The sequence below is a fragment of the Pseudomonas sp. LBUM1679 genome (assembly GCF_059695565.1).
Genome location: NZ_CP166774.1, coordinates 1,412,506 through 1,437,931 on the forward strand (window position 1 = coordinate 1,412,506; position 25,426 = coordinate 1,437,931).

The window sequence follows — 25,426 nt, forward strand, 5'->3', positions numbered from 1 at the left end:
CTCAAGGAAGACGCGTTTATCCAGAAGAAACGCGTTATCGTTGACGTCCATCGCGAGCAAGCTTGCTCCTACATTGGGCGCCGGACAATGTGTTACCAATGGTTAGAACCGAAGATTCTGGCGGCGTTGTCGCACATCCCATCGAGCGTTCCTGTGATTAACTGTTCCAGCAAAACAAACAGGAGTTTGCTTGCTCATGGAATTGAGAATCGATCGACAGGCCTTGGTGCCGCTCGTCCAGCAAATCGTCGATGCGCTGGCGGGCTGGCTCCGTCAAAGCGAGGTTTTGCCGGGCACGCGTTTACCTTCTGCGCGGCAAATCGCGCGGGATAATCTGCTCAGTCAGTCCAGCGTCGTCGAAGCGTGTGAGCGCCTGGTCGCTGAAGGGGTGCTGGCGTCGCGTCAGGGCAGCGGCTTTTTTGTCGCCGACCCGACATTGGCTGCTCGCAGGCATCGGGATTACCCCTGGTTCGAAGGCGCGGCGGTAAAGCACGATGGCGTCCTGGGTGAACTGAAGCTGGGCTGTGGCGGGTTGCCCGTCAGCTGGCGCGAGACGGACGACCTGGGTTACGCGATCCGTCAGGTCAGTCGCACCGACATGGCGGGCCTGTTCAACTACGGCACCCCGCTGGGTCTGCCAGCCCTGCGCCAACAAATTCTCAAGCGCCTGCTACAACGGGATATCGCCGTGCAGGAGCGCCAAATCCTGACAACGGCGGGCGCCAGCCAGGGGCTTGATCTGATTGTGCGCACCTTGCTCAAGCCGGGGGAGTGCGTGGTGGTGGAAAGTCCCGGGTACTCGATGCTGTTCAAGCTGCTCAGGCTGCACGGCGTCAACATGATCGAGGTGCCGCGAACGCCGACGGGGCCCGATATCGAAGTGCTCGAGGCGCTGCTCCTGCAGTACCGGCCCCGTGCCTTGTTCATCAACAGTTTCTATCACAATCCAACGGGTAGCAGCCTGACGCCGAAGGTCGCCCAGCGGGTTCTGCAACTGGCGAAAACCCACTGTGCACTGGTCATCGAAGATGACGTCTATGCGGATTTATCCAGCGGACCCGGTACGCGGCTCGCCGCGCTGGATACCGCGGACAACGTGATCTACGTCGGCAGTTTCTCCAAAACCCTCAGCAGTTCGTTACGGGTCGGTTTTGTAGTAGCCGGCGCCGGGGTTGTTTCGCGACTGGCCGAGGTCAAGATGATCAGCAGCATGGGCGCGTCACGGTTTAGTGAATCGGTGCTGGCTTGCCTGTTGGCCAGTGGTGCCTACCGCAAGCTGGTGCAGCGACAACGCCAGCGTTTGAACAGCGACCGGGGGGCCGTCTTGCAAATGCTCGAAGACGCTGAGTGGGAGGTCTTCGGCAAGCCCGCCGGGGGCTTGTTCATCTGGGCGCGATCACGGATGGCCGACTACGCTCAGGTGCGGGCCCAGGCACAGCGCTTCGGTGTCCTGCTGTCTTCAGCGACGGCCTTCAGCCCCACCGGCGAGCCCGGTGACTGGCAGCGTATCAACGTGGCCTATGCCGCTGACCCGCGAGCCCGGGCGTTTTTTCAAGCCACCACTGTGGATCGACCTCAAGCGTTCTGAAAACGACGGTGGCGTAGCTTTTTGCCATTATTCCGACAGCAGAGACTTGTGTTGATACAGGCCCGTTGCGACCCTGCGTCAACAGACTCTATCAGGGGACCCCGTGCAATGATTTCGGCCGTGAAAGGACGTTTTGCCAACCTCGGTATGGCGAAAAAACTGGGTGTCGGGTTTGTACTCGTACTGTTGTTGACCGCCGTGGTGGCGGCCATCGGCATAGGGGCCCTGCAGACCATCAGCCAGCGCTTCGACGGGCTCACGCACATGTCGTCGCTCAACAGCGGTCTGCTCAAGGTGCGACTGCTTGAGCAGGAGTATGCGTTGCACGGCAACCCGAAAACCGCCGAAGCCCTGCAGAAGGGTGTGGACGAGCTGATCGCCCTGGCGACCGAACTCAAGGTCCGGTCCGCGGCCAACGTGCCGGTGATGAATGAGGTCGAGCAATCCCTGGGCGCCTATCGCAAGGCCTTTGACGAGTTCGTCTCGCTCAGCCAGGCCAAGGACCTGGCGCTGGAAATGGCCAGTTGGTCGGTGTCCAGCGTGGCCAATAACCTCGATGTGCTGCAGGCCGGGCTGGCCGATGACGGCGCCTATACCTTGAAAGAATCCGAGGGTAAGGACGGTGCGCAGTTCATCGAGCAAGCCAGTCAGGTCAGCCAGGTATCGCGGCTGATGTTGCAGGCCATGAACGAAGCGCGCGTGCGCCTGGACCAGAGCCGCAAGGGCGACGACAGCGCGGCCCAGGGCAAGATTGAGCAGGCGGACCAGGCGCTGACCCAGGCCGAGCAGCTGAAAACCACGGTGAAGGATGAGGGCTACCAGACCGTCCTCAATGAAGTGGCCGGCCACATCGCTGGCTTCAGTGAAAAGCTCGCCGAGTACACTGGCCTGCTGGCACAGGAAAAGACGGTCTATGAGCAACTGCATCAGCGCGCCGCGCAGGTGGTGGAGCGAGTGGATCAGGCCTATGTCGCCGAAGACCTGTCGATGCAGGCCGAGCTGAAGAAGAACTCGTGGCTGATCATCGGCTCCTCCGCGCTGGCCTTGCTGGTCGGGTTGATTGCGGCATGGGTGATGACCCGGTTGATCGTGGCACCGTTGCGCAGTGTGATCCGTGTTGCGCAACAGATCGCCGCTGGCGATTTGAGCGCGACGGTTGAAGTGGCCCGTCGTGACGAGATCGGTCAACTGATGCAGGCCATGCAACAGATGGGGGCCGGGCTCAGCAGTATTGTCAGCGGTTTGCAGGCCGGCATCGAGCAATTGGCCAGTTCGGCGCAATCACTGTCGGCGGTGACCGAGCAGACCAATCTGGAAGTCAGCAGCCAGAAGGAAGAAACCGAGCAGGTCGCTACCGCGATGAATCAGATGGCCGCGACCGTGCACGACGTTGCGCGTAACGCGGAAGAGGCCGCTCAGGCGGCGCAAACGGCGGACGACAAGGTTGAAAGCGGTCAGCAGGTGGTGCGCCAGAGCATGGTCCGGATCGAACAACTGGCAGACTCTGCGACCTCGGCCAGTTCGAGCATCGAAAGCTTGAGTGCGCAAATCCAGAACATCGGCATGGTGCTCGGTGTCATCAAGAGCGTGGCCGAGCAAACCAACCTGTTGGCGCTCAACGCCGCTATCGAGGCGGCGCGGGCCGGCGAGCAGGGCCGGGGCTTTGCGGTGGTGGCCGATGAAGTGCGGGCATTGGCCAAACGGACCCAGCAATCGACGGAGGAGATCGAGCGATTGGTCAGCGCCTTGCGTTTGGCGGCTCACTCGTCGGTACAGCAGATTCAGAACAGTGGTGAGCTGGTGAAGCTGGCGGTCAGCGATGCGCTACAGACTGAGAGTGCGCTGGGCAGTATTGCCGCGGCGGTATCGTTGATTCAGCAGATGAACCAGCAGATCGCGGCGGCTGCCGAGGAGCAGAGTTCGGTGGCCGAGGAGATCAATCGCAGTGTGACGAGTATTCGCGCCAGTGCGGATCAGTCTTCGTTGGCGATGCAGGGCAATGCGGCGTCCAGTATTGAGCTGGCGCAGTTGGGGGTTGAGTTGAAGGGGATGGTCGGGCACTTTCGGCTCTGATGTGGTCTTTTGGTCTTGGCGGCCTTTGGGCCGACCAGGTTCTTGGTGAAGGTGTACATATCCGTTGCTGCGGTAACGGCCGCTTATGGTTTCGCCCTTACGGCGACTCACTTTTTTTTCAAACGCCAAAAAAAAGTAAGCAAAAAAAGGCTCGCCCCGGCGTCCGGCCCCTCGCTAAGGCTCGGCGTTCCTTCGCTCCGGTATTCATCCGGGGACACTGCCCTCCGGTCTGCTTCGCGACGACCTACATGCAGCGTGTTCGACTGCGTCGAACGGCGCTACGCGCCACTCCCCGGATGAACACCTCCACTCAGCCTCCCGAAGGGGCGGGTGGATCAAGATCAAAAGCTGCAGGCGAGCTAACGCTCGGCCTGATGAGTGGTGAGAAGCGAAGGTGTCCACCGATCATTGTAGGAGCTGGCTTGTCGGGTCGCCGCATCGCAGCGAAGGCGGCCTGCCAGCGAGCAATCTCTGTCAAATGTACGCTGACCCACTGTAGGAGCTGCCGAAGGCTGCGATCTTTTGATCTTGATCTTGGCAACCCGACAGCCGACCTGATTCCACGAATGTACCCAGAACCCCTGTAGGAGCCGGCTTGCCAGCGAAGGCGGCCTGCCAGCCAACCAATCTTTATCGGATGTACCCACCGATAAACCCCAACCCAAAAAAAGCCACCTGTTCGGTGGCTCTTCTACTTTGCCCTGATCAGTCGTAAATCACTTTCTTCTTCCAGTCCGCATCAGCCTCGACGTCCTTGAGGCCTTCGGTCAGCTGGTTCACTTCTCCTTCAGCCGGCGCGGTGTTATCCATGACTTGGGCGTTGACCCGGGCCAGGAGTTTTTCCAGATGCTCCAGTTGTTCGGCGTAGACCTTGGGGTCCTGCTGTTTGCGCAGGTACTGCACGCCGCGTTCGAACGCCAGGCGGGCTTGCCCGGGCTGGTTCTCCTGCAGGGAGCGCTGGCCGAGGTTGTTGAAGAATTCGATGTGCAGCAGGACCAGGAGATGGCGGACTTCGCGGATCCAGCGCTTGGCTTCGTTGGTCGGCAGGAAGCCATCATGGGCGGCGCGGGTAATCTGGCCGTGCAGGGCTTCGAGCAGGAAGCGTACGTCCTTGGCTTTGGCTTCGGTCTGGATCGGTGCCGGCGGGTTGTTGACCGGGATCGATTCGCCCTGGGCGACCGCCGCATCCAGTTCGGCGATCCGTTCCTTCATCGTGGCGTTGGATTTTTCCAGGTTGAGCAGGCGCTGGCAGACGTTCAGCTCCAGACGGGTCAACAGCAGCTTGAGTGCCGGTGTCATCAACTGACCGGGAAAAGTCTCGGTGATTTCGCCACAGCGACGCAGGCGATCGTTCAGCGCGATCCGGGTCCGGGCCTTTGCCAGCTTGCTGTTTTCCACCACATGGTTCATGTAGCCAATGGCGATCAATAGTGCGATCCCGGCTACGACTAGCAGGGTGATCATGAGTGGAGTCACCGGTAAGACCTCTTTATGGGTTTATGGGTTCGCGTGCGAATGTGGTGGTTTGGCAGGGGAGCCGCCCAAGACCGCCAGGCGGAATGAATCGGCTTTCCTTATGCGGTATCGGCCGCGGCCCTGATTACTATAAGTAATAGTCGTGAGGGAGGCATATTGCCATCATCCAGAGCATGGATGACTATAACGCTTTGCCGGGCGTCAGAATATAGACGTCAAACGCCGGGCGCCGGAAAACCCGGAACGGTGTCCTAAAGCAGGGCGAAGTCATTGATTTAAATAAATTTATATCAGGGGGTTGACGACCCCTCAATCCATCCATAGAATGCGCGCCACTTACAGCGTAAAGCACACAGCGAAACGCGGTAGGAAGTGAATGTTGTATGTGTGTCCCCTTCGTCTAGTGGCCTAGGACACCGCCCTTTCACGGCGGTAACAGGGGTTCGAGTCCCCTAGGGGACGCCAATGCGGGAATAGCTCAGTTGGTAGAGCACGACCTTGCCAAGGTCGGGGTCGCGAGTTCGAGTCTCGTTTCCCGCTCCATTTTTAAACAGCGTTGCTTTCGGGCAGGGCTGAGTGAAACCAGAACCAAGTCTTCGGATGCGGGTCTGGGCACCGAAACACACACCATGTGTTCCGGGCAGCGTGTCCCCTTCGTCTAGTGGCCTAGGACACCGCCCTTTCACGGCGGTAACAGGGGTTCGAGTCCCCTAGGGGACGCCATTTGCGGGAATAGCTCAGTTGGTAGAGCACGACCTTGCCAAGGTCGGGGTCGCGAGTTCGAGTCTCGTTTCCCGCTCCAATTTCACAAAAACGCCGCTCATTGAGCGGCGTTTTTGTTTGTGCGTGATGTGTATCCGCGACAATAAAAAGGCTCACCAGTCACACTGTGCGGGCCTTTTGCATGTACGGTGTTTTTTACATCGACAAAATCAAGCGCCCGGCGAACAAAATCAGAATCACCCCCATTGTCCGCTCGAACCAATGCCCCATGCGCATGAACAGCAATCGCACCCGGGTGCTGGAAAAAAACAGCGCGACGATGACAAACCACAGTGCATTCACGAAACACATCCAGACCCCATACAACGCCTGAACGTTGAGCGGTGTCGTGGCGCTGATGAGGCTGGTGAAGATCGCCAGGAAAAACAACGTGGCCTTGGGGTTGGTGGCGTTGGTCAGGAAACCTGTGGTGAACGCCTTGAGCAGTGTTTGCTCTGCCATCGGTTGGTCCGCACCATTGTCGCCTTCCAGTACGGTCTTGGGTTTGCTGCGCACCAGGCTGACGCCGAGGTACAGAATGTAGACACCGCCCACCACCTTGGCCACCGTCAACAGCCAAGGCGTGGTGTGCATCAGTGCGCCGACGCCAAGCAGCGTGTAAAGCACATGCACGGAAATGCCCGCACCGATTCCAAGCGCCGTGCAGATTCCCACTACTCGACCAAAGCGCACACTCTGGCGGATGGTAACAGCGAAGTCCGGTCCGGGTGCGACCACGGCCAGGAAGTGGATAGTCGCCAGCGCCAGAAACTCGCCCAGGTAATTCGAAAGCATCTCAACTCCAGAAAGTAAGGGGTGAAGCATTGCCGCGATAGCCGACAAAGAAAGAAAGGCTCAAGCGCGGGTCGGCCACACCCGGCGTCACCGAGTGCATGCGGCGCGAGTTGAACATGATGAAGTCGCCGGGCTCGGGACGAATCTCCAGGGTTGGAGCGCCGAGCAGGGCCGGGTCGATGCCGTAGCTGTCACCACGCATTTCGTCGAATTGGTCCGGGGAAATGTCGTCGTCCCACATCTGCAGCGCACCGCCCTCGGAGGGCATGTTCAGGTAAACGTTGCAGGCGAATTGGGCTTCCAGGCTTCTGGCCTGATAACTGTCCGGGGCATCCTTGGCGAAAATGTCGTGATGGGCGAGGAAGCACACCCCCGGTTTCACTACCCGGGACAGCCCGACGTACATCTTGCGACCGTAGAGATTCTCCAGATGCGCGCCCGCCGGCCAGGATTCGTCGAGCATGCAGCGCAGGGTATCGACCGGGGACGAGTAGGGCGCACAGCGGTTGCGCAATTCCGCAATGTTGCGGGTGGCGCGAGCGAAATAATCCTCGATCAACAGCGGCTGGTTTTCCGCTTCATAAAACGCCATGCCGATGCGACCGATGCTTGGCGCATTGATATAGCCTTCGAAGCCGGGGGCGAGAATCTTGTCGCCAATTTGAATCGCCAGCGATCGGGGCAGCAAGCCTTTGAGGCGAATGGCGAGGACTTCTTCGTTGGCCAGTTTTTTTATGCACGTCTCATCGAGACGCTTGACGTCAAGCATCATGGTTAAGGTCCATCTATCAGAGAGGCAACGGAACCTGCGGATGCGGGCTCCCCCGGCGTCAGGTGATGACCGGTCCCGGCCTGGCGGAAATGCTCAGTCCACGGTGTAGTGAACTGACAGCGTGCCTTTCTTCTGCGAAACCGAGGCGATCGAGACCGCGCCCAAATCCTTCAGGCTACGTACATGGGTGCCGCCGCAACCGTAGGCGGGCAATTCACCGAAACCGATTTCCCTGGCGCCTTCGCGCAATGACGTCAGGCGTGGCAGGTCGTGGGCGATCCACTGCTCGATGCCGTGCTGAACAGTCCGGGCATCCACGTCCTGTGCCGAATCCTGCGGCTTGAACTGCACGCGTCCTTCGCCCGGCCAGTGATGCCCCTTGATCGGCATCCAACCCATGGCCTGGACGAAGTGACCGATCAGATGGCCGGCGGAGTGCATGCGTGTATTGAACTGACGACGCTGTTCGTCGACGCGAATCGGGGTCATGCCGAGTTTTACCGGGCGGTCGACGAAATGGATGATCCGGTCCGGATCCTGAACCACGCGCAGCACCTGGCTTTCACCGATCCAGCCAGTGTCGAAGGGTTGTCCGCCGCCCTGAGGATGAAACAGCGTGGCGCGCAGCACCACCGCGAATTCGCTCTCGCAGGGTGTGCAATCCAGCACTTCCACATCGGCCTTGAGATCATCACTATGGAAAAACAGGCGAAGCGTCATAGTCCATGACCTTATTGATATTTCTATTTTTTATTATATGGAGTGCACAATTGCGTGATAATCCGTTCAAACATCAAAGGACTATTGCGCTGTGAGCATAAATCTTCCACTGCCACTGCTGGGTGAAATGGCGATTTTCGTCAAGGTGGTCGAGACCGGCAGTTTCTCCGAGGCGGCGCGCCAGCTGGGTTCCTCACCCTCGGCAATCAGTCGCAGCATTTCGCGTCTGGAGAAGGCGCTCGCCACCCGTCTGCTGCAACGCACCACCCGTAAACTGCGCCTCAGCGACGGTGGCGAGGAAGTGTTCAAGCGCTGCCAGGAAATGGTCAGCGCGGCCAAGTCAGTGATGGAAATCAGCGGCCAGTTCACCCACGAGGCGCAAGGGCTGGTGCGCGTCAGCGTGCCGAAAGCGGTGGGACGGTTCGTGATTCATCCGCATATGCCGGAATTTTTGCGGCGTTATCCCAAAGTCGATGTGGAGTTGTTGCTCGAGGACCGTCAGGTTGACTTGATCGACGACAACGTCGACCTGGCGATTCGCATCACCGATCGACCACCCGCCGGGCTGGTGGGACGGCAACTGTTGACCATCGACCATCTGCTCTGCGCAACGCCGCAGTACCTGGCCGAACACGGCACGCCGAGCCATCCCCATGACTTGCTCAATCACAGTTGCATCTACCTGGGCGAAACGCCGAGCGATGCGCGGTGGAAATTCAAGAAAGGCACCAAGGCTGTGACCGTCGGTGTGCGCGGGCGATATGCGGCCAATCACACCGGTGTGCGATTGGGTGCGGTGTTGCAGCACATCGGGATTGGCAGCCTGCCGTATTTCACCGCGCGTTATGCGCTGGAGCAGGGACTGATCGTGCAGGTTTTGCCGGACTGGACCTTCCTCGCGTCCTACCACGGCGGTGCCTGGCTGCTGCATTCGCCGACCCGTTATCTGCCGCCCAAGCTTCGGGTGTTGATCGATTATCTGGTGGAGTGCCTGGAGAAGGAGCCCACTTTGAGCAAGCCGGGCAAGCCAGGTACGTTGGGCAAAGTCGCGGCGCAATATGAGTTGCCCGAAAGTGATGGGTTGCTCTGAAGGACCCTATCGCGAGCAAGCTCGCTCCCACATTTTGATCTGTGTTGGATGCAATTTCCGCAGCCGCTGGAGATCCCCTGTGGGAGCGAGCTTGCTCGCGATGGCGTCCGCTCAGTCGCCACATCTTTCGGCAATGCCAAAAAAAGGCCCGCATATTCAACCATGCGGGCCTTTTGATTGCGGACCGTGGATCAGTGCTTGCTGTCGTCGTTCGACATCGCCAGCAGCTGCTTTTCCTGGTTCCAATCGAACGGTTCGTCGTTCTGTTCAGCTTCGAAACGACGCTCCTCCAGCGCCTGGTACAGGTCGATTTCATCGTCGGGCATGTAATGCAGGCAGTCACCGGCGAAGTACCACAGCAGGTCGCGCGGGACCAGGTGGGCGATTTGTGGATAGCGGGTGATTACCTGGCACAAAATGTCCTGGCCCAGGTATTGGCTTTCGATCGGATCGACCGGCAGTAACGCGCGCAGTTCGTCGAAGCGCTCCAGGAACAAGGCATGGCTTTCTTCGGGAACCTGTTCGGCCTCACCTACGGCGACCAGGATACTGCGCAGGTGGTCGAGCAAGACAAGATGATCGGCAACGACGTTGGACACGAGATAAGTCCTCAAGAGCAAAACGGGCGCGGGAGTATAAAGCGCCCGCGCCCTTTTTTACATGGTGGACGGGATCAGCGGACCTTTCCTTTGGCCAGCGCCAGCTCCTCTTTGTCGAAATCATCGACATCGATCACCTTGCGCCGCGCTGCTTCGGCCTCCCGCAGGGTTTGCGCCTCCACGGGCTGCAACACGCCGGCCTCCAGCGCTGCGTCGATGACGTGTTCGCCGACCGCCGGTTTGACCTGACCACTTTTGAGGGCCACATGCAGTTTTTTCTGCAAGGGCTGCGCCGCGTTCAACAGGTCGCAGGCGTGTTGCAGTGCGCCGACGGCGTCATCGGCCGATTGCGGACGGTAGCAACCGCCGAGCAATTCTTCGAGGGTCGGATCGCCCTTGGCCCTGCCAATCACCGCCGCGACTTCTGCGCCGAGCTTGTCCGAGGGGCCTTTGTGACGACGACCCAGCGGGAATACGATCACCCGCAGCAGACAACCCAGCACCCTGTTCGGGAAGTTGCTCAGCAGTTCATCGAGTGCGCGCTCCGATTGACCCAGGCTTTCTTCCATGGCCCAGGTAAACAGCGGTGCCATATGGTCCGGTGAGTCGAGGTCGTGGTAACGCTTGAGCGCGGCGGAGGCGAGGTACATGTTGCTGAGCACGTCCCCCAGACGAGCCGACAAGCGTTCGCGGCGTTTCAGTTCACCGCCCAGCAGCATCATGCTCAGGTCGGCGAGCATGGCGAACGCAGCGGCCTGGCGATTGAGGGCACGGAAGTAACCCTGGCTGAGCGTATTGCCCGGCGCGTGGTCGAAATGCCCCAGGCCGAGGTTCAGCACCAGCGTGCTGGCGGCGTTGCCCACGGCGAAACCGATGTGCTTGAGCAGCAGGCCATCGAACTCGGTGAGTGCCTGGTCCTTGTCTTCGCGGCCGGCGAGGGCCATCTCCTTGAGCACGAAAGGATGACAGCGAATCGCCCCCTGGCCGAAGATCATCAGGTTGCGCGAGAGAATGTTCGCGCCTTCCACGGTGATAAAGATCGGCGCGCCATTCCAGTTGCGACCGAGGTAGTTGTTCGGCCCCATGATGATCGCCTTGCCGCCGTGCACGTCCATGGCGTGGCTGATGCACTCGCGACCGCGTTCGGTGAGGTGGTACTTGAGAATCGCCGACAGCACCGACGGTTTCTCGCCCAGGTCTACCGCGTTGGCGGTCAGCATCCGCGCGGCGTCCATCATCCAGGCATTGCCGCCGATGCGCGCCATGGCTTCCTGAATGCCTTCGAAGGCAGACAGCGGCACGTTGAACTGTTCCCGAACCTGCGCGTATTGGCCGGTCACCAGACTGGTGAACTTCGCCGCACCGGTGCCCACTGCCGGCAACGAAATCGAACGCCCGACCGACAGGCAGTTCATCAGCATCATCCAGCCTTTGCCGAGCATTTCCTGGCCACCGATGAGGAAGTCCAGGGGAATGAATACATCCTTGCCCGAGTTCGGGCCGTTCATGAACGAAGCGCCCAGGGGCAAGTGACGGCGGCCGATTTCGACGCCGGCGGTATCGGTCGGGATCAGCGCCAGGCTGATGCCCAGGTCTTCCTGTTCGCCCAACAGGTGGTCCGGGTCATAAGCCTTGAAAGCCAGGCCGAGCAGGGTGGCCACAGGACCCAGCGTGATGTAGCGCTTCTCCCAGTTCAGACGCAGGCCGAGGGTTTCCTGGCCTTCCCATTGTCCTTTGCAAATCACTCCGGTGTCGGGCATCGCACCGGCGTCGGAGCCGGCCAGCGGACCGGTCAATGCGAAGCACGGAATGTCGTCCCCGCGCGCCAGTCGAGGCAGGTAGTGATTGCGTTGCTCGTCGGTCCCGTAATGCAGCAACAGTTCGGCCGGGCCCAGGGAATTGGGGACCATCACAGTAGAGGCGAGGTCGCCGCTGCGGGTCGCCAGTTTCATCGCCACTTGTGAGTGAGCATAGGCAGAGAAGCCCTTGCCACCGAATTCCTTGGGAATGATCAGGGCGAAGAAACCGTTGTCCTTGATGTGGGTCCAGGCTTCGGGAGGCAGGTCCATGTCTTGCCCGACCTGCCAGTCGCTGACCATGGCGCAGAGTTCTTCCGTCGGGCCGTCAATAAAGGCCTGTTCCTCTTCGCTCAGTTGCGCTTTGGGATAGGACAGCAGTTTGTCCCAGTCCGGACGACCGCTGAACAGTTCACCGTCCCACCACACCGTGCCGGCGTCGATGGCATCGCGTTCGGTTGGCGACATCGGCGGCAGGGTTTTCTGGAACCAGTTGAACATCGGCGCACTGAAGTATTTGCGGCGCAGGTCTGGCAGCAATAGCGGGGCCGCGGTGGCCGCGAGCAACACCCAGAAAATCAGCAGCAACCAACCCGGTGCACGGCTGAAAATGCCCATCGCCAACAGATAGACAGCAACGATGCCCATGGCGGGCAGCGGGGCGATGCGGCGGTGAGCCAAATAAGCGATCCCGACAACCAGAACCAGTATCCACAACAACAGCATATTTAATCCTCCGTGAAACCAGGGCAAAACCAGCCTTCAGAGCTTAGACGGCATCCGTAAAACAGGGTGGTCAGAGCGATGTGATTGAAATCGTGGGAAACCGTTATGAATTTTGTAGGACCGATGGACGACAGGCCGTGAAAAATCATTCATGGAACGAGCGACAATGCGCTCAAGTTTGGCCGAAACGTCGTTATCTCTGTGCTGAACCTGTCGCTAGACTCGTGGCTTCCCCAGGAGATTATTCTCATGCACGAGTACCTGAGTCCCGGCCGCTTCATCGATAGTGACCACCCGTCGGTGGTGGAGTTCGCTGAAAAACATCGAGGCAGCAGTCGCGACCCGCTCGAGCAGGCGATCAATCTCTATTACGCGGTGCGCGAGGCCGTGCGCTACAACCCTTACACCTTCAGTCGCGACCCGCAAACCTTGCGCGGTAGTTATGCGTTGGCGGCGGGGGAGAGTTACTGCGTGCCCAAAGCCACGCTGCTCGCCGGATGCGCACGGCATTGCTCGATCCCCGCACGCATCGGTCTGGCGGATGTGCGCAACCATTTATCGACGCCGCGCCTGCTCGAATTGCTCAAGAGCGACGTGTTCGCCATGCACGGTTATACCGAGCTTTACCTGAACGGTCGCTGGGTCAAGGCCACGCCGGCGTTCAACCAGAGCTTGTGCGAACTGTTCAATGTCGCGCCATTGGAATTCGACGCCATCAACGACAGCGTATTCCATCCTTTCAATCGTGACGGCGCGCAATTGATGGAGTACCTGATCGATCACGGCCAGTTCACCGACGTGCCTGAAACGTTCTTTTTCGAGCACCTGGAAAAGTGCTACCCGCATCTGTTCAGCGAGCAACTGCCGGTGCTGTTGGGTGATATGCAGAGCGATTTGAGTCGCGCCTGATCCGGCGTATGCTGCCTGCGCATTCATCCATAAAGAGGCGGTCATGCTGAAGATCTGGGGTCGGAAAAATTCGTCGAATGTCAGGAAACCTTTGTGGGCTGCCGAGGAGCTGGGCCTGGCCTATGAAGCGATCGATGCCGGCGGCGCCTTTGGTGTAGTCGATACGCCGCAGTACCGCGCGATGAATCCCAACGGTCGCGTGCCGGTGATTGAAGACGACGGTTTCGTGCTGTGGGAATCCAACACCATCGTGCGTTACCTGATGGCCCTGCATGCCAACGGCACCGCCTGGTACCCGGAAAATCCGCAGGCCCGCGCCGCTGCCGAGAAGTGGATGGACTGGACCACTTCAAGTTTTGCCGGCCCGTTCCGCACGGTGTTCTGGGGCGTATTGCGCACGCCGCAAGACAAGCAGGACTGGCCCGCCATCAAGGCTGCGATCAAGGAATGTGACGATCTGCTATCGATGGCCAATCAAGCGCTGGCGACCCAACCGTACCTGTCGGGCACTGAAATCGGCATGGGCGACATTCCCCTCGGCAGTTTCATTTATGCCTGGTTCGAGATGCCGATCGAGCGTGCGCCGCAGCCTCATGTTGAAGCCTGGTACGCAAGACTGAAGCAGCGTCCGGCGTACCGGAAAGCCGTCATGACCGCGTTGACTTAATACTCACTATCGACACACTTGACTGTACTTGTGTGGCGGCGACAAGCACCATTGCGTCCATGCGCTGCGGTTGCATTGCTCGCCGCCCGCCCTTATTTATTCCTTTCTTCCCTTCTTGGTGCGTAAATCCGATATGAGTTCCGCTCTGTCCATCCGGCAGCTAACCAAAACCTACGGCAACGGTTTCCAGGCCTTGAGTGGTATCGATCTGGACGTCGCCGAAGGTGACTTCTTCGCCTTGCTTGGCCCTAACGGCGCCGGCAAATCCACGACCATCGGCATTCTCTCGACCCTGGTGAACAAGACCAGCGGAACGGTGAATATCTTCGGCAACGACCTGGACAAGAATCCTGCGCAGCTCAAGCGCTCCATCGGCGTGGTGCCCCAGGAATTCAACTTCAACCAGTTCGAAAAGACCTTCGACATTGTCGTGACCCAGGCCGGTTACTACGGGATCCCGCCAAAAATCGCCAAGGAGCGCGCCGAGCAATACCTGACCCAGCTCGGCCTGTGGGACAAGCGCGATGTGCCCTCGCGTTCGTTGTCCGGCGGCATGAAGCGCCGACTGATGATCGCCCGTGCACTGGTCCACGAACCGCGCCTGCTGATCCTCGACGAACCGACGGCGGGTGTGGATATCGAACTGCGCCGCTCGATGTGGACCTTTCTCACCGAGCTGAACAAGAAAGGCATCACCATCATCCTCACCACCCACTACCTGGAAGAGGCTGAGCAGTTGTGCCGCAACATCGGCATCATCGATCACGGCACCATCGTCGAGAACACCAGCATGAAGCAGTTGCTCGGCCAACTGCATGTTGAAACCTTCTTGCTCGACATGAAAAACGATCTGAAAGTGGCGCCGCAGTTGCTCGGTTACCCCACCAAGCTGCTCGACAGCCATACCCTGGAAGTCCAGGTGGACAAGGCGATGGGCATCACCGCGCTGTTTACCCAGCTGGCGCAGCAGAACATCGAAGTGCTGAGCCTGCGTAACAAAACCAATCGCCTCGAGGAGTTGTTCGTGTCCCTGGTGGAGAAAAATCTGTCGAAGGTGGCGGTATGAGTTCCGAGCTGCAACCCAATCTCGTTGCACTCAATACCATCGTTTACCGTGAGGTCAAACGCTTTACCCGAATCTGGCCGCAGACCTTGCTGCCGCCGGCCATCACCATGGTTCTGTACTTCGTGATCTTCGGCAATCTGATCGGTCGGCAGATCGGCGACATGGGTGGCTTCACCTACATGGAGTACATCGTGCCGGGGCTGATCATGATGTCGGTGATCACCAACTCCTACGGCAACGTGGTCTCGAGTTTTTTCGGCAGCAAGTTCCAGCGTTCCATCGAGGAATTGATGGTGTCGCCGGTGTCGCCGCATACGATCCTGATCGGCTACACCCTGGGTGGCGTGCTGCGCGGGTTGATGGTCGGGGTCATCGTGACGCTGCTGTCGCTGTTCTTCACCCAGTTGCAGGTGCATCACCTGGGGGTGACCATTCTGGTGGTGGTGCTGACGGCGACGATCTTTTCGCTGCTGGGCTTCATCAACGCGGTGTTTGCGCGCAACTTCGATGATATCTCGATCATCCCGACCTTCGTGCTGACACCGCTGACGTACCTGGGCGGGGTGTTTTACTCGATCAGCCTGCTGCCGCCGTTCTGGCAGACCGTATCCCTGGCCAACCCCGTGCTGCACATGGTCAACGCTTTCCGTTACGGGATTCTGGGCGTTTCGGATATCCGGATCAGCGTGGCGATTACCTTCATGCTGGTGGCGACTGTGGTGTTGTATATCAGTTGTGCGCGGTTGCTGGTGAGTGGGCGCGGGATGCGTACATAAGGGATACCGAGTCGCCTGCATCGTCGGAACGCCGCCCGGAGCAAGCCCGCTCCCACAGGGTCTCTGGTGTTTATGCGATTTGTGCCACGCAACAGATCCCTGTGGGAGCGAGCTTGCTCCGGGCGGCGTTCCGACGATGGCGTCAGTCCAGACACCGCAAAAAACAACGGCCTCCCACTGTGGAGGCCGTTTTGCGTTTACGGCATCCGTCTCTTCTGGCGCCGCCGCCACTGCCGCCCGACCCACCAGCGCCAGTACATCATGGTCAGGCAGTAGGCGAGTGCGCCGAGCACCAGTCCCGTCACCACCGAACCGAGTAAAAACGGCTGCCAAAGAGTCGAGAGTTGGCCGCTGATCCACTCCCAGGTCAATTCATCCGGCAAATGCCGGGCAGGGACATCCATCAACCAGGCACCGGTCTGGTACGTGCAGAAGAACACGGCCGGCATGGTGATCGGGTTGGTCAGCCAGACCAGGCTGACGGCAATCGGCATGTTGCCGCGCACCATGATGGCGAGGATGGCGGCCACCAGCATTTGTAAGGGGATCGGCAGAAAAGCCGCGAACAGACCCACCGCCATGGCCCGGGCGACGGAGTGTCGGTTGAGGTGCCAGAGGTTCGGGTCATGCAGCAGAGTGCCGAGAAAGCGTAAGGACTTGTGTTCCCTGATGCTCGTCGGGTCTGGCATGTAACGTTTGAATAAGCGCCGGGGCATAAGGCTTCTCGGTCGGTTAAGGCGGCAAGTATGTCTGGATTCCATGAACCGCCCATTCAGACTTTGTGACAATTGATAACCACGGTCGTGCGATAAGCCGGCTATGCCTTGGGATGGAACTCTCAAGGACGGGCTTATGCGCATAGGGATGATGGCGCTGGCGCTGGGTTTGCTGACCCTGCGTTTTTTACCGGTACTACCGCCGGTCTGGTTTTGGCTGTCGTTGCCGGTAGCGGCTTTGATGCTGCTGCCGTTCAGGACGTATCCATTGGCCTTTTTCCTGTTCGGCTTCAGTTGGGCGTGCGCGAATGCGCACTGGGCAATGGATGATCGCCTGCCGATCAATCTGGACGGTGAAACCCGTTGGGTTGAAGGGCGGGTAGTGGGATTGCCCCAGAACGGTGAGGCGGTCGTGCGTTTCGAATTGGCGGACGCCCGCTCGCGACGCGAGCGCGAGAAAGTCCCGACATTGTTGCGCCTGGCCTGGTATGGCGGGCCGCCGATCAACAGCGGCGAACACTGGCGCCTGGCGGTGAAATTGAAGCGTCCTGCCGGGCTGCTCAATCCCCATGCCTTCGATTACGACGCCTGGCTGCTGGCGCAGCGCATCGGCGCCACCGGAACGGTCAAGGATGGCGTGCGTCTCCAGGAAGCCCGATGGGCCTTGCGCGACGGCATCCGCCAACGCTTGCAGGCGGTGGATGCCCAAGGCCGAACGGGGGCGCTGACGGCCTTGGTGCTGGGGGATGGCGCCGGGCTCAGTCGCGAGGATTGGCAGGTGTTGCAAGACACCGGCACCGTGCATTTGCTGGTGATTTCCGGGCAGCACATCGGCTTGCTGGCGGGGTTGGTGTACCTGCTGATCGCCGGCCTGGCCCGTTATGGCCTGTGGCCGGGCCGTTTGCCCTGGCTGCCATGGGCGTGCGGTCTGGCCTTCGCCGCAGCGCTTGGTTATGGGTTGCTGGCCGGCTTCGACGTGCCCGTGCGGCGGGCCTGCGTGATGATCGGCCTGGTGCTGTTGTGGCGGCTGCGTTTTCGTCACCTCGGGGCCTGGTGGCCGTGGTTGCTGGCGCTCAACGGCGTTCTGCTGCTGGACCCGCTGGCGAGTCTGCAACCGGGTTTCTGGTTGTCTTTCGCGGCGGTAGCCGTGTTGATCTTCATATTCGGCGGCCGCCTGGGGCCCTGGCGCTGGTGGCAATCCTGGACTCGCGCCCAGTGGCTGATCGCGATCGGCCTGGGCCCGATGCTGCTGGTACTGGGGTTGCCGATCAGTCTGAGCGGGCCGCTGGTCAATTTGCTGGCCGTGCCCTGGATCAGTCTGGTGGTGCTGCCGCCAGCCTTGCTGGGGACACTGCTGTTGCCCATCCCTTTTGTGGGCGAAGGGTTGCTGTGGGTGGCGGGTGGCTTGATCGATCTATTGTTCAGGGGCCTTGCCCTGATGGCCGGGCGTTTCCCCGCATGGGTGCCGGCGGCGGTACCGTGGTGGATGGGGGCCCTGGGCGCACTCGGCGCCTTGCTTTTGCTGATGCCTCGAGGAGTGCCCATTCGTCTGCTGGGTTGGCCGATGCTGCTGTTGCTGGTGTTTCCACCCCGGCAACTGCTGCCGGAGGGCACGGCCGAGATCTGGCAACTGGACGTCGGCCAGGGGCTGGCCATCCTGGTGCGTACCCGTCATCACACGCTGTTGTACGACGCCGGGCCACGTTTCGGCGATAACGACCTCGGCGAGCGCGCGGTGTTGCCGACGCTGCGCAAACTGGGGGTGAGCGCCCTCGATCTGATGCTGATCAGCCATGCCCATGCCGATCACGCCGGCGGGGCGCAGGCTGTCGCCAAGGGGCTGCCGGTGATGCGCGTGCTCAGTGGCGAACCTTTGGAATTGCCCGTCGCGCTGCAAGCCGAGGCTTGCGAGAGCGGCCGGCAATGGACCTGGGACGGTGTGCAGTTTTCGCTCTGGCAATGGTCAGCAGCGCGCGACAGCAATCCAAAATCCTGCGTGTTGCAGATCGAAGCCAACGGCGAACGGCTGCTGCTGACCGGTGACATCGACACCGCGGCCGAGCGAGCCTTGCTCGACAGTCCCCTGGCGGTGACCACCGATTGGTTGCAGTCACCCCATCACGGCAGTCGCAGTTCATCTTCGCCGGCGCTGCTTGCTGCGTTGCAACCCGCGGCGGCGCTGATCTCCCGCGGCCAGGGCAATGCCTTCGGCCATCCCCATCCGACAGTGATCGCGCGCTATCGACAGCGCGGCATGGCGATCCATGACAGCGCCGAACAGGGTGCCATCCGTCTGCAACTGGGGCAATTCAAGCCGGCATGGACAATGCGTCAGGAACGGCGTTTCTGGCGGCCTGCACCTTGATCGCGAATGAAGGAAGCCCACCGGATACGAGATCCCGGTCTTCGGTGCGCCCACCCCCTATGTTAGAGTGGCGCACTTTTTCGAGGGGACTGTCACTGTGTGGGAATTGGTCAAATCCGGCGGCTGGATGATGCTGCCGATCATTCTGAGTTCCATCGCGGCCATGGCGATCGTCGCCGAGCGTCTCTGGACCCTGCGCGCCAGCCGTGTGACCCCGGAGCATTTGCTCGGGCAGGTCTGGGTCTGGATCAAGGACAAGCAACTCAATAAAGAGAAGCTCAAGGAACTGCGCGCCAACTCGCCGTTGGGCGAGATCCTGGCGGCGGGCCTGGCCAACTCCAAACATGGTCGCGAGATCATGAAAGAGTGCATCGAAGAGGCCGCCGCGCGGGTGGTTCATGAACTCGAGCGCTACATCAACGCCCTGGGCACCATCGCGGCCATGGCCCCGTTGCTCGGCTTGCTCGGCACCGTGTTGGGCATGATCGATATTTTCAGTGCGTTCATGGGCTCGGGCATGACCACCAACGCCGCCGTGCTGGCCGGTGGTATCTCCAAAGCCCTGATCACTACGGCTGCGGGCCTGATGGTCGGTATCCCGGCAGTTTTCTTCCACCGCTTCCTGCAACGCCGGATCGACGAACTGGTGGTGGGCATGGAGCAGGAAGCGATCAAGCTGGTCGAGGTTATACAAGGTGACCGTGACGTGGACCTGTCCGAGGGCAAAAAAGCGTGAAATTCCGCCGCAAGCAACGGGAGAATGTGGACATCAACCTCGCGTCGCTGATCGACGTGGTGTTTATCCTGCTGCTGTTTTTCGTCGTGACCACCACCTTCACCCGTGAAACCCAGTTGCGCGTCGACCTGCCGGAAGCGGTCAGCGGCGCGCCTGCCGAAGACCAGCAGGCCAAGCACCTGGACGTCGCGATCAGTGCCGAAGGTGTGTTCTCGGTGAACAACCAGATCTTGCCGAAGAACGACCTGGCGACCCTGATGGATGCGCTGCAGAAAGAATCCAGCGGTGACACCAACCTGCCACTGTCCATCAGCGCCGACGGCAAGACCCAGCACCAGGCCGTCATCACCGCCATGGACGCCGCCGGCAAACTCGGCTTCAGTCACCTGCGCATGACCACTGTCGAGGCGGCGCCGCCCGCGCCCTGATGGCCATGTCCGATCGCTTGCTCGCCGCGTGGTACCAGGGGCATCCGGCCCTGAAGCTGTTGCAGCCGCTGGAGTGGTTGTATCGGCGCGTGGTCAACAACAAGCGCAAGCGCTTCCTGGCGGGTGAGGGTGAGATCTATCAGCCACCGGTGCCGCTGATCGTGGTCGGAAACATCACCGTCGGCGGCACCGGCAAGACGCCGTTGATTCTGTGGATGATCCAGCACTGCCAGCGCAGCGGGTTGCGGGTGGGCGTGGTCAGCCGCGGATACGGCGCCAAACCGCCGCAACTGCCGTGGCGGGTCGAAGCCGAGCAGGGCGCCGAAATCGCCGGGGATGAGCCATTGTTGATCGTCCAGCGCACCGGCGTACCGTTGATGATCGATCCGGACCGCAGCCGCGCGGTCAAAGCCTTGCTGGCGAGTGAACCGCTGGACCTGATCCTGTCCGACGACGGCCTGCAGCATTATCGCCTGGCCCGCGACCTGGAACTGGTTCTGATCGACGCCGCCCGTGGCCTTGGCAATAGACGCTGCCTGCCGGCCGGGCCGTTGCGAGAGCCCGCCGAGCGCCTGCACAGCGTCGACGCGGTGCTCTACAACGGCGCCGCCGCCGACCGCGACGGCGGTTTTGCCTTCCAGCTACGGCCCACCGCGCTGGTCAATCTGCACAGCGGAGAACGGCGTCCCCTCGACCACTTTGCCGCCGGCCAGGCCCTGCACGCGGTGGCCGGGATCGGCAATCCGCAGCGTTTCTTCACGACCCTCGAAACGCTACACTGGCAGCCCGTACCCCATGCATTTGCCGACCACGCCGAATACAGCGTCCAGGCCTTGAATTTTACGCCGTCATTGCCATTGGTGATGACCGAAAAGGACGCGGTGAAGTGCCGTGCCTTCGCCGCCGCCGATTGGTGGTACCTGGCGGTCGATGCTGCGCCATCGCCGGCCTTCGTGGCCTGGTTCGATACGCAGCTGATGCGCCTGTTGCCGGCTCGTCTTTTGCCTTAATCCGTTTTTCTCCAGGGAATGCTCATGGACACCAAATTGCTCGATATCCTCGCTTGCCCGGTCTGCAAAGGCCCGCTCAAGCTCAGTGCCGACAAGACCGAGCTGATCAGCAAGGGCGCAGGTCTGGCGTACCCGATTCGTGACGGCATCCCGGTGATGCTCGAAACCGAAGCCCGCACCCTGACCACCGACGAGCGCCTGGATAAATGACCACCGCCTTTACCGTTGTCATCCCGTCGCGTTATGCCTCCACCCGCTTGCCGGGCAAGCCGTTGCTGATGATCGCCGGCAAGCCGATGATCCAGCACGTCTGGGAACAGGCCAGCAAGAGCAGCGCCGAGCGCGTGGTGGTCGCCACTGACGACGCGCGCATTGTCGAGGCCTGCAAGGGCTTTGGCGCCGAGGTGGTGCTGACTCGTGAAGACCACAATTCCGGCACCGATCGCCTGGCCGAAGTCGCCGCGAAATTGGGCCTGGCGCCCGATGCGATCGTGGTCAATGTCCAGGGTGACGAGCCGTTGATCCCGCCGAGCGTGATCGATCAGGTCGCCGCCAACCTGGCCGCCCACACCGAAGCGCGCATGGCCACCCTGGCCGAGCCGATCGAAGACGTGGAAACCCTGTTCAATCCCAACGTGGTCAAGGTCGTCAGCGACCTCAACGGCCTGGCGCTGACCTTCAGTCGCGCGACCTTGCCGTGGGCCCGTGATGCCTTCGCCAGGAGCCGCGAGCAACTGCCGGAAGGCGTGCCGTATCGCCGCCACATCGGCATCTATGCCTACCGCGCCGGTTTCCTGCATGACTTTGTCAGCTGGGGCCCATGCTGGTTGGAAAACACCGAATCCCTGGAACAGCTGCGGGCCCTGTGGCACGGCGTGCGGATTCACGTCGCCGACGCACTGATCGCACCGCCCACCGGCGTCGACACCGTTGAAGACCTCGAGCGCGTTCGACGCCTGCTGGAGGCCTGATGCGGGTCCTGTTCGTCTGTCTGGGCAATATCTGCCGCTCTCCCACGGCGGAAGGGGTGCTGCGGCATAAACTGCGCGAAGCGGGGCTGGCCGATCACATCGAAGTCGCCTCCGCCGGCACCGGTGACTGGCACGTCGGCAAGGCGCCGGACAAGCGCAGCCAGGCCGCGGCCAAGGTGCGCGGTTACGACCTGTCCGCGCAGCGCGCCCAGCAAGTGAGCCGTGCCGATTTCGCCACCTATGACCTGATCCTGGCGATGGACAACAGCAACCTGCGCCACCTCAAGGCCCTGCAACCGGCCAAGGGCAAGGCCGAGCTGGACCTGTTCCTGCGTCGCTACGAGTCGGAAATCGACGAAGTCCCCGATCCGTATTACGACGGCGACCAGGGCTTTGAGCAGGTGCTCGACTTGATCGAACGCGCAAGCGACAGGCTGGTGATCGAATTGAAGGGGCGGTTATGAGTTTGCAGGTACTGCCCAAGGTGTCGCTCAAACCGTTCAATACCTTCGGGGTGGACGTTCAGGCCCGGTTGTTCGCCGAGGCCCGCAGCGACGCCGACGTGCGCGAAGCCCTGGCCTATGCGGCGCAACATCAGGTGCCGTTGCTGGTAATCGGCGGCGGGAGCAACCTGCTGCTCACCGCCGATATCCAGGCGCTGGTGCTGCGCATGGCCACGCGGGGGATTCGCATCCTGAGCGACGATGGCAGCAAGGTCGTGATCGAAGCCGAGGCCGGCGAACCTTGGCATCCGTTCGTGCAGCACACCCTGGCCCAGGGGTTATCGGGGCTGGAGAACCTCAGCCTGATTCCCGGCACCGTCGGCGCGGCACCGATGCAAAACATCGGCGCCTATGGCGTGGAAATCAAGGACGTATTCGCCGGGCTGACCGCGCTGGATCGCCAGACCGGCGAACTGCGGGACTTCACCCTGGCCGAATGCAACTTCGCCTACCGCGACAGCCTGTTCAAACAGGAACCGGGACGCTGGTTGATCCTGCGGGTTCGTTTCCTCCTCGACCGCGCCGCGCACCTGCATCTGGAATACGGCCCGGTGCGTCAGCGCCTGACCGAGCAGGGTATCGATCACCCCACGGCCACCGATGTCAGCCAGGCCATTTGCAGCATCCGCAACGAAAAGCTGCCGGACCCGGCGGTACTCGGCAATGCCGGCAGCTTCTTCAAGAACCCCCTGGTGCCCGCCGCACTCGTGGCGCAATTAAAGGGTGAATTCCCGGACCTGGTGGCCTACGCGCAACCGGACGGGCAAATGAAGCTGGCGGCGGGCTGGCTGATCGAGCGTGCGGGATGGAAAGGTTTCCGCGATGCCGACGCCGGTGTGCATAAACTGCAGGCGCTGGTGCTGGTCAACTATGGCAACGCGTCCGGCCTGCAACTGCTGAACCTGGCGCAGCGCATCCAGAAAGACATTTCAGAGCGTTTTAAGGTCGATCTGGAAATGGAGCCCAATCGGTATTAGGGGGGCAGCTTCAAGCTTCAAGCCCGCAAGCTACAATTTTTGGATGTCGGGCTTTGCTGCTTTGCTTCTACTTGAAGCTTGAAGCTTGCCTCTGAAAGCCCTGCCTCAGCAGGGCTTTTTTAACTATGCGGACGTGCCCATGATTACCCTGAAACTCAATGGTCAAGACCATCAACTCGATGTCACCGAGGCCTGATGGACAGCGTTGATCTGAACGTATTGCGCAGCGTGCTGCAGTGGCGTCGCGCCGGTCAGCGGGTGGTGTTGTACAGCGTGGTCCAGACCTGGGGCACCGCGCCCCGGGCGCCTGGCGCCATGCTGGCCTTGCGTGAAGACGGGGTGGTGATCGGCTCGGTGTCCGGTGGCTGTGTCGAGGATGATCTGATTGCCCGGCTGCACGATGGGCGGAGTCCGGCCGATGGGCCGCCGGTGCAACTGATCACCTATGGCGTCACCCGTGAGGAGGCCGCGCGATTCGGTTTGCCCTGCGGCGGCACGCTGCGCCTGACCGAGGAGCGAGTCGCTGATCCGGGCTGGGTAGCCGAGTTGCTGACACGCTGCGAGGCCCATGAAATCGTGGCGCGGGAGCTGGATATCGAGACCGGTGCAGTGGTTTTGCAACCGGCCAGCAAGACCGACGGGCTGACGTTTGACGGGAAGACCTTGCGCGCCATCTACGGCCCGCGTTGGCGATTGTTGCTGATCGGCGCGGGGCAATTGTCCCGTTACGTCGCCGAGATGGCGCGGCTGCTGGATTTCGAAGTGCTGATCTGCGATCCACGCACCGAGTTCGTCTACGGCTGGGAAGAACAGCACGGGCGCTTCGTTTCGGGTATGCCGGACGAAGCGGTGCTGAACATCCAGACCGACGAACGCACTGCCATCGTTGCCCTGACCCACGATCCGCGCCTGGACGACATGGCGCTGCTCACCGCCCTGGACTCCAGGGCCTTTTATGTCGGTGCACTGGGTTCCCGGGTCAACAGCCGCAAGCGCCGGGACAACCTGGTTCAGCTAGGCTTGTCGGATCAGGCCATCGAGCGGCTGCACGGCCCGATCGGTTTGCACATCGGCAGCCATAGCCCGGCGGAAATCGCCTTGTCGCTGCTGGCCGAAATTGTCGCGATCAAGAACGGTGTCGAGCTGAAGCAGATGAGGCCGTTGCAGGAGGAAGTATGAGCGAACCCATCGGCGCCATCGTGTTGGCGGCAGGGCAGGGCAGCCGTTTTCGAAAGGCGGCGGGTGCCGGGAAGGACAAGTTGTTGGCGGATTGTGCCGGGCGTGATGGCGCTGTTCATTCGGTGATCGAGCAGGTGCTGGTGAATTTGCCGGCCAACCTTGAGAAGCGCGTCCTGGTGACGACCGTTGACCGCCCGCAAGTGATTCGCATGGCCCAGGCTTATGGTTGCGAGATTGTGCTGATCGAGTCGACCGGCATGGGCGACAGCATTGCGGCCGGGGTAGCGGCGTGTCCGCAGCTTGGTGGTTGGTTGATAGTGTTGGGCGATATGCCGTTTATTCTGCCGTCGAGTATTGAACGGGTGATGGCGGGGATTGCGGATGATTGCGTCAGTGTGCCGGTGCAGGACGGTGCGTATGGGCATCCGGTGGGGTTTGGGCGCACATTTGGGCCGGGGTTGATGGCGTTATCGGGTGATCAAGGCGCCAAGCCGTTGTTTGCGCAAGCGCGGGTGGTTGAAGTCGCAGTGGATGATCCCGGGGTGTTGTGGGATGTGGATGTGCCTGAGGCGTTGGTCTTCGCCTGACGCACCGCCATCGCGGGCAAGCCACGCTCCCACAGGTATCGCGTCGATCATAATTCCCGTGAACGGCACAAAACCTGTGGGAGCGTGGCTTGCCCGCGATGAACGATAACGCGGTCCACCTGCTTTACCAGAGACAAAA

24 protein-coding genes, 4 tRNA genes and 1 pseudogene are annotated in these 25,426 nt (G+C 60.9%); 22 read left to right on the forward strand and 7 right to left on the reverse strand.

What is annotated here, in order from left to right; translation table 11 throughout:
- Positions 1 to 196: 196 nt before the first annotated feature.
- The 3 genes and pseudogenes from ACA062_RS06475 to ACA062_RS06485 all read left to right on the forward strand — a co-directional run bounded on the left by ACA062_RS06475 (position 197) and on the right by ACA062_RS06485 (position 3,661).
- A complete protein-coding gene (locus tag ACA062_RS06475; protein ID WP_497455677.1) occupies positions 197 to 1,588 on the forward strand; it encodes an aminotransferase-like domain-containing protein in 1,392 nt (463 codons plus the stop codon).
- 147 nt (positions 1,589 to 1,735) lie between these two features.
- A pseudogene (locus tag ACA062_RS06480) lies at positions 1,736 to 2,800 on the forward strand (HAMP domain-containing protein); the annotation flags it as partial.
- Positions 2,798 to 3,661, forward strand: coding sequence for a methyl-accepting chemotaxis protein (locus ACA062_RS06485; protein ID WP_497457370.1), 864 nt, complete (start codon positions 2,798 to 2,800; stop codon positions 3,659 to 3,661). The pseudogene ACA062_RS06480 and the gene ACA062_RS06485, both read left to right, overlap by 3 nt.
- 705 nt (positions 3,662 to 4,366) lie before the next feature.
- On the opposite strand, the gene ACA062_RS06490 is transcribed toward ACA062_RS06485, so the two are convergent.
- Positions 4,367 to 5,125: a hypothetical protein gene (locus tag ACA062_RS06490; protein WP_497455678.1), complete on the reverse strand. Its 759-nt coding sequence runs from the start codon at positions 5,123 to 5,125 to the stop codon at positions 4,367 to 4,369.
- Between the two features lie 401 nt (positions 5,126 to 5,526).
- Between ACA062_RS06490 and ACA062_RS06495 the strand changes: the two genes are divergently transcribed.
- The 4 genes from ACA062_RS06495 to ACA062_RS06510 all read left to right on the forward strand — a co-directional run bounded on the left by ACA062_RS06495 (position 5,527) and on the right by ACA062_RS06510 (position 5,939).
- Positions 5,527 to 5,602: transfer RNA gene (locus ACA062_RS06495), tRNA-Glu, on the forward strand.
- Positions 5,603 to 5,604: 2 nt separating this feature from the next.
- Positions 5,605 to 5,680 (forward strand) — tRNA-Gly (locus ACA062_RS06500).
- A gap of 104 nt (positions 5,681 to 5,784) precedes the next feature.
- Positions 5,785 to 5,860: transfer RNA gene (locus ACA062_RS06505), tRNA-Glu, on the forward strand.
- A gap of 3 nt (positions 5,861 to 5,863) precedes the next feature.
- Positions 5,864 to 5,939: transfer RNA gene (locus ACA062_RS06510), tRNA-Gly, on the forward strand.
- Between the two features lie 116 nt (positions 5,940 to 6,055).
- Here ACA062_RS06510 and ACA062_RS06515 read toward each other — a convergent pair.
- From ACA062_RS06515 to ACA062_RS06525, 3 genes are all read right to left on the reverse strand, one after another.
- A complete protein-coding gene (locus ACA062_RS06515) occupies positions 6,056 to 6,694 on the reverse strand; it encodes a LysE family translocator (protein ID WP_497455679.1) in 639 nt (212 codons plus the stop codon).
- A 1-nt stretch (position 6,695) separates the two neighbouring features.
- Positions 6,696 to 7,466, reverse strand: a complete 771-nt coding sequence (locus ACA062_RS06520) for a 2OG-Fe(II) oxygenase (protein WP_497455680.1) — start codon at positions 7,464 to 7,466, stop codon at positions 6,696 to 6,698.
- Between the two features lie 93 nt (positions 7,467 to 7,559).
- Positions 7,560 to 8,186, reverse strand: a complete 627-nt coding sequence (locus ACA062_RS06525; RefSeq protein ID WP_497455681.1) for an alanyl-tRNA editing protein — start codon at positions 8,184 to 8,186, stop codon at positions 7,560 to 7,562.
- Positions 8,187 to 8,277: 91 nt separating this feature from the next.
- On the opposite strand from ACA062_RS06525, the gene ACA062_RS06530 reads away from it, so the two are divergent.
- Positions 8,278 to 9,276: a LysR family transcriptional regulator gene (locus tag ACA062_RS06530; RefSeq protein ID WP_497455682.1), complete on the forward strand. Its 999-nt coding sequence runs from the start codon at positions 8,278 to 8,280 to the stop codon at positions 9,274 to 9,276.
- A 191-nt stretch (positions 9,277 to 9,467) separates the two neighbouring features.
- Here the strand turns inward: ACA062_RS06530 and ACA062_RS06535 are convergent, their stop codons facing one another.
- Both ACA062_RS06535 and ACA062_RS06540 read right to left on the reverse strand, forming a co-directional pair.
- On the reverse strand, positions 9,468 to 9,875 hold the full coding sequence (locus ACA062_RS06535; RefSeq protein ID WP_027924016.1) for a PA2817 family protein: 408 nt from the start codon (positions 9,873 to 9,875) through the stop codon (positions 9,468 to 9,470).
- A gap of 74 nt (positions 9,876 to 9,949) precedes the next feature.
- On the reverse strand, positions 9,950 to 12,397 hold the full coding sequence (locus tag ACA062_RS06540; protein WP_497455683.1) for an acyl-CoA dehydrogenase: 2,448 nt from the start codon (positions 12,395 to 12,397) through the stop codon (positions 9,950 to 9,952).
- A 249-nt stretch (positions 12,398 to 12,646) separates the two neighbouring features.
- Here ACA062_RS06540 and ACA062_RS06545 point away from each other — a divergent pair, with 249 nt between their 5' ends.
- From ACA062_RS06545 to ACA062_RS06560, 4 genes are all read left to right on the forward strand, one after another.
- Positions 12,647 to 13,306: a transglutaminase-like domain-containing protein gene (locus tag ACA062_RS06545; protein ID WP_497455684.1), complete on the forward strand. Its 660-nt coding sequence runs from the start codon at positions 12,647 to 12,649 to the stop codon at positions 13,304 to 13,306.
- Positions 13,307 to 13,349: 43 nt separating this feature from the next.
- Positions 13,350 to 13,973, forward strand: coding sequence for a glutathione S-transferase family protein (locus tag ACA062_RS06550; protein ID WP_497455685.1), 624 nt, complete (start codon positions 13,350 to 13,352; stop codon positions 13,971 to 13,973).
- A gap of 133 nt (positions 13,974 to 14,106) precedes the next feature.
- Entirely contained in the window at positions 14,107 to 15,039 is a 933-nt protein-coding gene (locus tag ACA062_RS06555; RefSeq protein WP_497455686.1) for an ABC transporter ATP-binding protein, read from the forward strand.
- Positions 15,036 to 15,815: an ABC transporter permease gene (locus tag ACA062_RS06560; RefSeq protein ID WP_497455687.1), complete on the forward strand. Its 780-nt coding sequence runs from the start codon at positions 15,036 to 15,038 to the stop codon at positions 15,813 to 15,815. The genes ACA062_RS06555 and ACA062_RS06560 overlap by 4 nt, the downstream gene beginning before the upstream one ends.
- A gap of 197 nt (positions 15,816 to 16,012) precedes the next feature.
- Here the strand turns inward: ACA062_RS06560 and ACA062_RS06565 are convergent, their stop codons facing one another.
- Positions 16,013 to 16,531 carry a DUF2062 domain-containing protein gene (locus tag ACA062_RS06565; RefSeq protein WP_497455688.1) on the reverse strand — a complete coding sequence of 173 codons (519 nt, stop codon included), beginning with the start codon at positions 16,529 to 16,531 and terminating at the stop codon, positions 16,013 to 16,015.
- 136 nt (positions 16,532 to 16,667) lie between these two features.
- On the opposite strand from ACA062_RS06565, the gene ACA062_RS06570 reads away from it, so the two are divergent.
- The 10 genes from ACA062_RS06570 to ACA062_RS06615 all read left to right on the forward strand — a co-directional run bounded on the left by ACA062_RS06570 (position 16,668) and on the right by ACA062_RS06615 (position 25,287).
- Positions 16,668 to 18,896 carry a DNA internalization-related competence protein ComEC/Rec2 gene (locus ACA062_RS06570; RefSeq protein ID WP_497455689.1) on the forward strand — a complete coding sequence of 743 codons (2,229 nt, stop codon included), beginning with the start codon at positions 16,668 to 16,670 and terminating at the stop codon, positions 18,894 to 18,896.
- 97 nt (positions 18,897 to 18,993) lie between these two features.
- On the forward strand, positions 18,994 to 19,632 hold the full coding sequence (pocA, locus tag ACA062_RS06575; RefSeq protein ID WP_497455690.1) for a flagellar polar localization protein PocA: 639 nt from the start codon (positions 18,994 to 18,996) through the stop codon (positions 19,630 to 19,632).
- Positions 19,629 to 20,060: a flagellar polar localization protein PocB gene (pocB, locus tag ACA062_RS06580; protein WP_497455691.1), complete on the forward strand. Its 432-nt coding sequence runs from the start codon at positions 19,629 to 19,631 to the stop codon at positions 20,058 to 20,060. Before pocA ends, pocB begins: the two co-directional genes overlap by 4 nt.
- Positions 20,060 to 21,070 (forward strand): tetraacyldisaccharide 4'-kinase, encoded by a 1,011-nt coding sequence (gene lpxK / locus ACA062_RS06585; protein ID WP_497455692.1) that lies wholly within the window; start codon positions 20,060 to 20,062, stop codon positions 21,068 to 21,070. The genes pocB and lpxK overlap by 1 nt, the downstream gene beginning before the upstream one ends.
- Positions 21,071 to 21,094: 24 nt before the next feature.
- On the forward strand, positions 21,095 to 21,280 hold the full coding sequence (locus ACA062_RS06590) for a Trm112 family protein (RefSeq protein ID WP_007945752.1): 186 nt from the start codon (positions 21,095 to 21,097) through the stop codon (positions 21,278 to 21,280).
- Positions 21,277 to 22,041: a 3-deoxy-manno-octulosonate cytidylyltransferase gene (gene kdsB, locus ACA062_RS06595; RefSeq protein ID WP_497455693.1), complete on the forward strand. Its 765-nt coding sequence runs from the start codon at positions 21,277 to 21,279 to the stop codon at positions 22,039 to 22,041. The genes ACA062_RS06590 and kdsB overlap by 4 nt, the downstream gene beginning before the upstream one ends.
- The gene (locus ACA062_RS06600; protein WP_497455694.1) at positions 22,041 to 22,505 is read left to right on the forward strand and encodes a low molecular weight protein-tyrosine-phosphatase; all 465 of its coding nucleotides are present in this window, start codon (positions 22,041 to 22,043) and stop codon (positions 22,503 to 22,505) included. The genes kdsB and ACA062_RS06600 overlap by 1 nt, the downstream gene beginning before the upstream one ends.
- Complete coding sequence (murB, locus tag ACA062_RS06605) at positions 22,502 to 23,521, forward strand: UDP-N-acetylmuramate dehydrogenase (RefSeq protein ID WP_497455695.1); 1,020 nt, start codon at positions 22,502 to 22,504, stop codon at positions 23,519 to 23,521. The genes ACA062_RS06600 and murB overlap by 4 nt, the downstream gene beginning before the upstream one ends.
- A 195-nt stretch (positions 23,522 to 23,716) precedes the next feature.
- Positions 23,717 to 24,700 carry an XdhC family protein gene (locus ACA062_RS06610; protein WP_497455696.1) on the forward strand — a complete coding sequence of 328 codons (984 nt, stop codon included), beginning with the start codon at positions 23,717 to 23,719 and terminating at the stop codon, positions 24,698 to 24,700.
- The gene (locus ACA062_RS06615) at positions 24,697 to 25,287 is read left to right on the forward strand and encodes a nucleotidyltransferase family protein (RefSeq protein ID WP_497455697.1); all 591 of its coding nucleotides are present in this window, start codon (positions 24,697 to 24,699) and stop codon (positions 25,285 to 25,287) included. The genes ACA062_RS06610 and ACA062_RS06615 overlap by 4 nt, the downstream gene beginning before the upstream one ends.
- The last annotated feature ends 139 nt before the right edge of the window (positions 25,288 to 25,426 follow it).

What these genes read in the sequence shown, in the direction of transcription:
- ACA062_RS06475 (WP_497455677.1), top strand. Translation starts at nt 197, where the DNA reads ATGGAATTGAGAATCGATCGACAGGCCTTGGTGCCGCTCGTCCAGCAA.
- ACA062_RS06485 (WP_497457370.1), top strand. Translation starts at nt 2,798, where the DNA reads ATGGGGGCCGGGCTCAGCAGTATTGTCAGCGGTTTGCAGGCCGGCATC.
- ACA062_RS06490 (WP_497455678.1), bottom strand. Translation starts at nt 5,125, where the DNA reads ATGATCACCCTGCTAGTCGTAGCCGGGATCGCACTATTGATCGCCATT.
- ACA062_RS06515 (WP_497455679.1), bottom strand. Translation starts at nt 6,694, where the DNA reads ATGCTTTCGAATTACCTGGGCGAGTTTCTGGCGCTGGCGACTATCCAC.
- ACA062_RS06520 (WP_497455680.1), bottom strand. Translation starts at nt 7,466, where the DNA reads ATGATGCTTGACGTCAAGCGTCTCGATGAGACGTGCATAAAAAAACTG.
- ACA062_RS06525 (WP_497455681.1), bottom strand. Translation starts at nt 8,186, where the DNA reads ATGACGCTTCGCCTGTTTTTCCATAGTGATGATCTCAAGGCCGATGTG.
- ACA062_RS06540 (WP_497455683.1), bottom strand. Translation starts at nt 12,397, where the DNA reads ATGCTGTTGTTGTGGATACTGGTTCTGGTTGTCGGGATCGCTTATTTG.
- ACA062_RS06545 (WP_497455684.1), top strand. Translation starts at nt 12,647, where the DNA reads ATGCACGAGTACCTGAGTCCCGGCCGCTTCATCGATAGTGACCACCCG.
- ACA062_RS06550 (WP_497455685.1), top strand. Translation starts at nt 13,350, where the DNA reads ATGCTGAAGATCTGGGGTCGGAAAAATTCGTCGAATGTCAGGAAACCT.
- ACA062_RS06555 (WP_497455686.1), top strand. Translation starts at nt 14,107, where the DNA reads ATGAGTTCCGCTCTGTCCATCCGGCAGCTAACCAAAACCTACGGCAAC.
- ACA062_RS06560 (WP_497455687.1), top strand. Translation starts at nt 15,036, where the DNA reads ATGAGTTCCGAGCTGCAACCCAATCTCGTTGCACTCAATACCATCGTT.
- ACA062_RS06565 (WP_497455688.1), bottom strand. Translation starts at nt 16,531, where the DNA reads ATGCCCCGGCGCTTATTCAAACGTTACATGCCAGACCCGACGAGCATC.
- ACA062_RS06570 (WP_497455689.1), top strand. Translation starts at nt 16,668, where the DNA reads ATGCGCATAGGGATGATGGCGCTGGCGCTGGGTTTGCTGACCCTGCGT.
- lpxK (WP_497455692.1), top strand. Translation starts at nt 20,060, where the DNA reads ATGGCCATGTCCGATCGCTTGCTCGCCGCGTGGTACCAGGGGCATCCG.
- ACA062_RS06590 (WP_007945752.1), top strand. Translation starts at nt 21,095, where the DNA reads ATGGACACCAAATTGCTCGATATCCTCGCTTGCCCGGTCTGCAAAGGC.
- kdsB (WP_497455693.1), top strand. Translation starts at nt 21,277, where the DNA reads ATGACCACCGCCTTTACCGTTGTCATCCCGTCGCGTTATGCCTCCACC.
- ACA062_RS06600 (WP_497455694.1), top strand. Translation starts at nt 22,041, where the DNA reads ATGCGGGTCCTGTTCGTCTGTCTGGGCAATATCTGCCGCTCTCCCACG.
- murB (WP_497455695.1), top strand. Translation starts at nt 22,502, where the DNA reads ATGAGTTTGCAGGTACTGCCCAAGGTGTCGCTCAAACCGTTCAATACC.
- ACA062_RS06610 (WP_497455696.1), top strand. Translation starts at nt 23,717, where the DNA reads ATGGACAGCGTTGATCTGAACGTATTGCGCAGCGTGCTGCAGTGGCGT.
- ACA062_RS06615 (WP_497455697.1), top strand. Translation starts at nt 24,697, where the DNA reads ATGAGCGAACCCATCGGCGCCATCGTGTTGGCGGCAGGGCAGGGCAGC.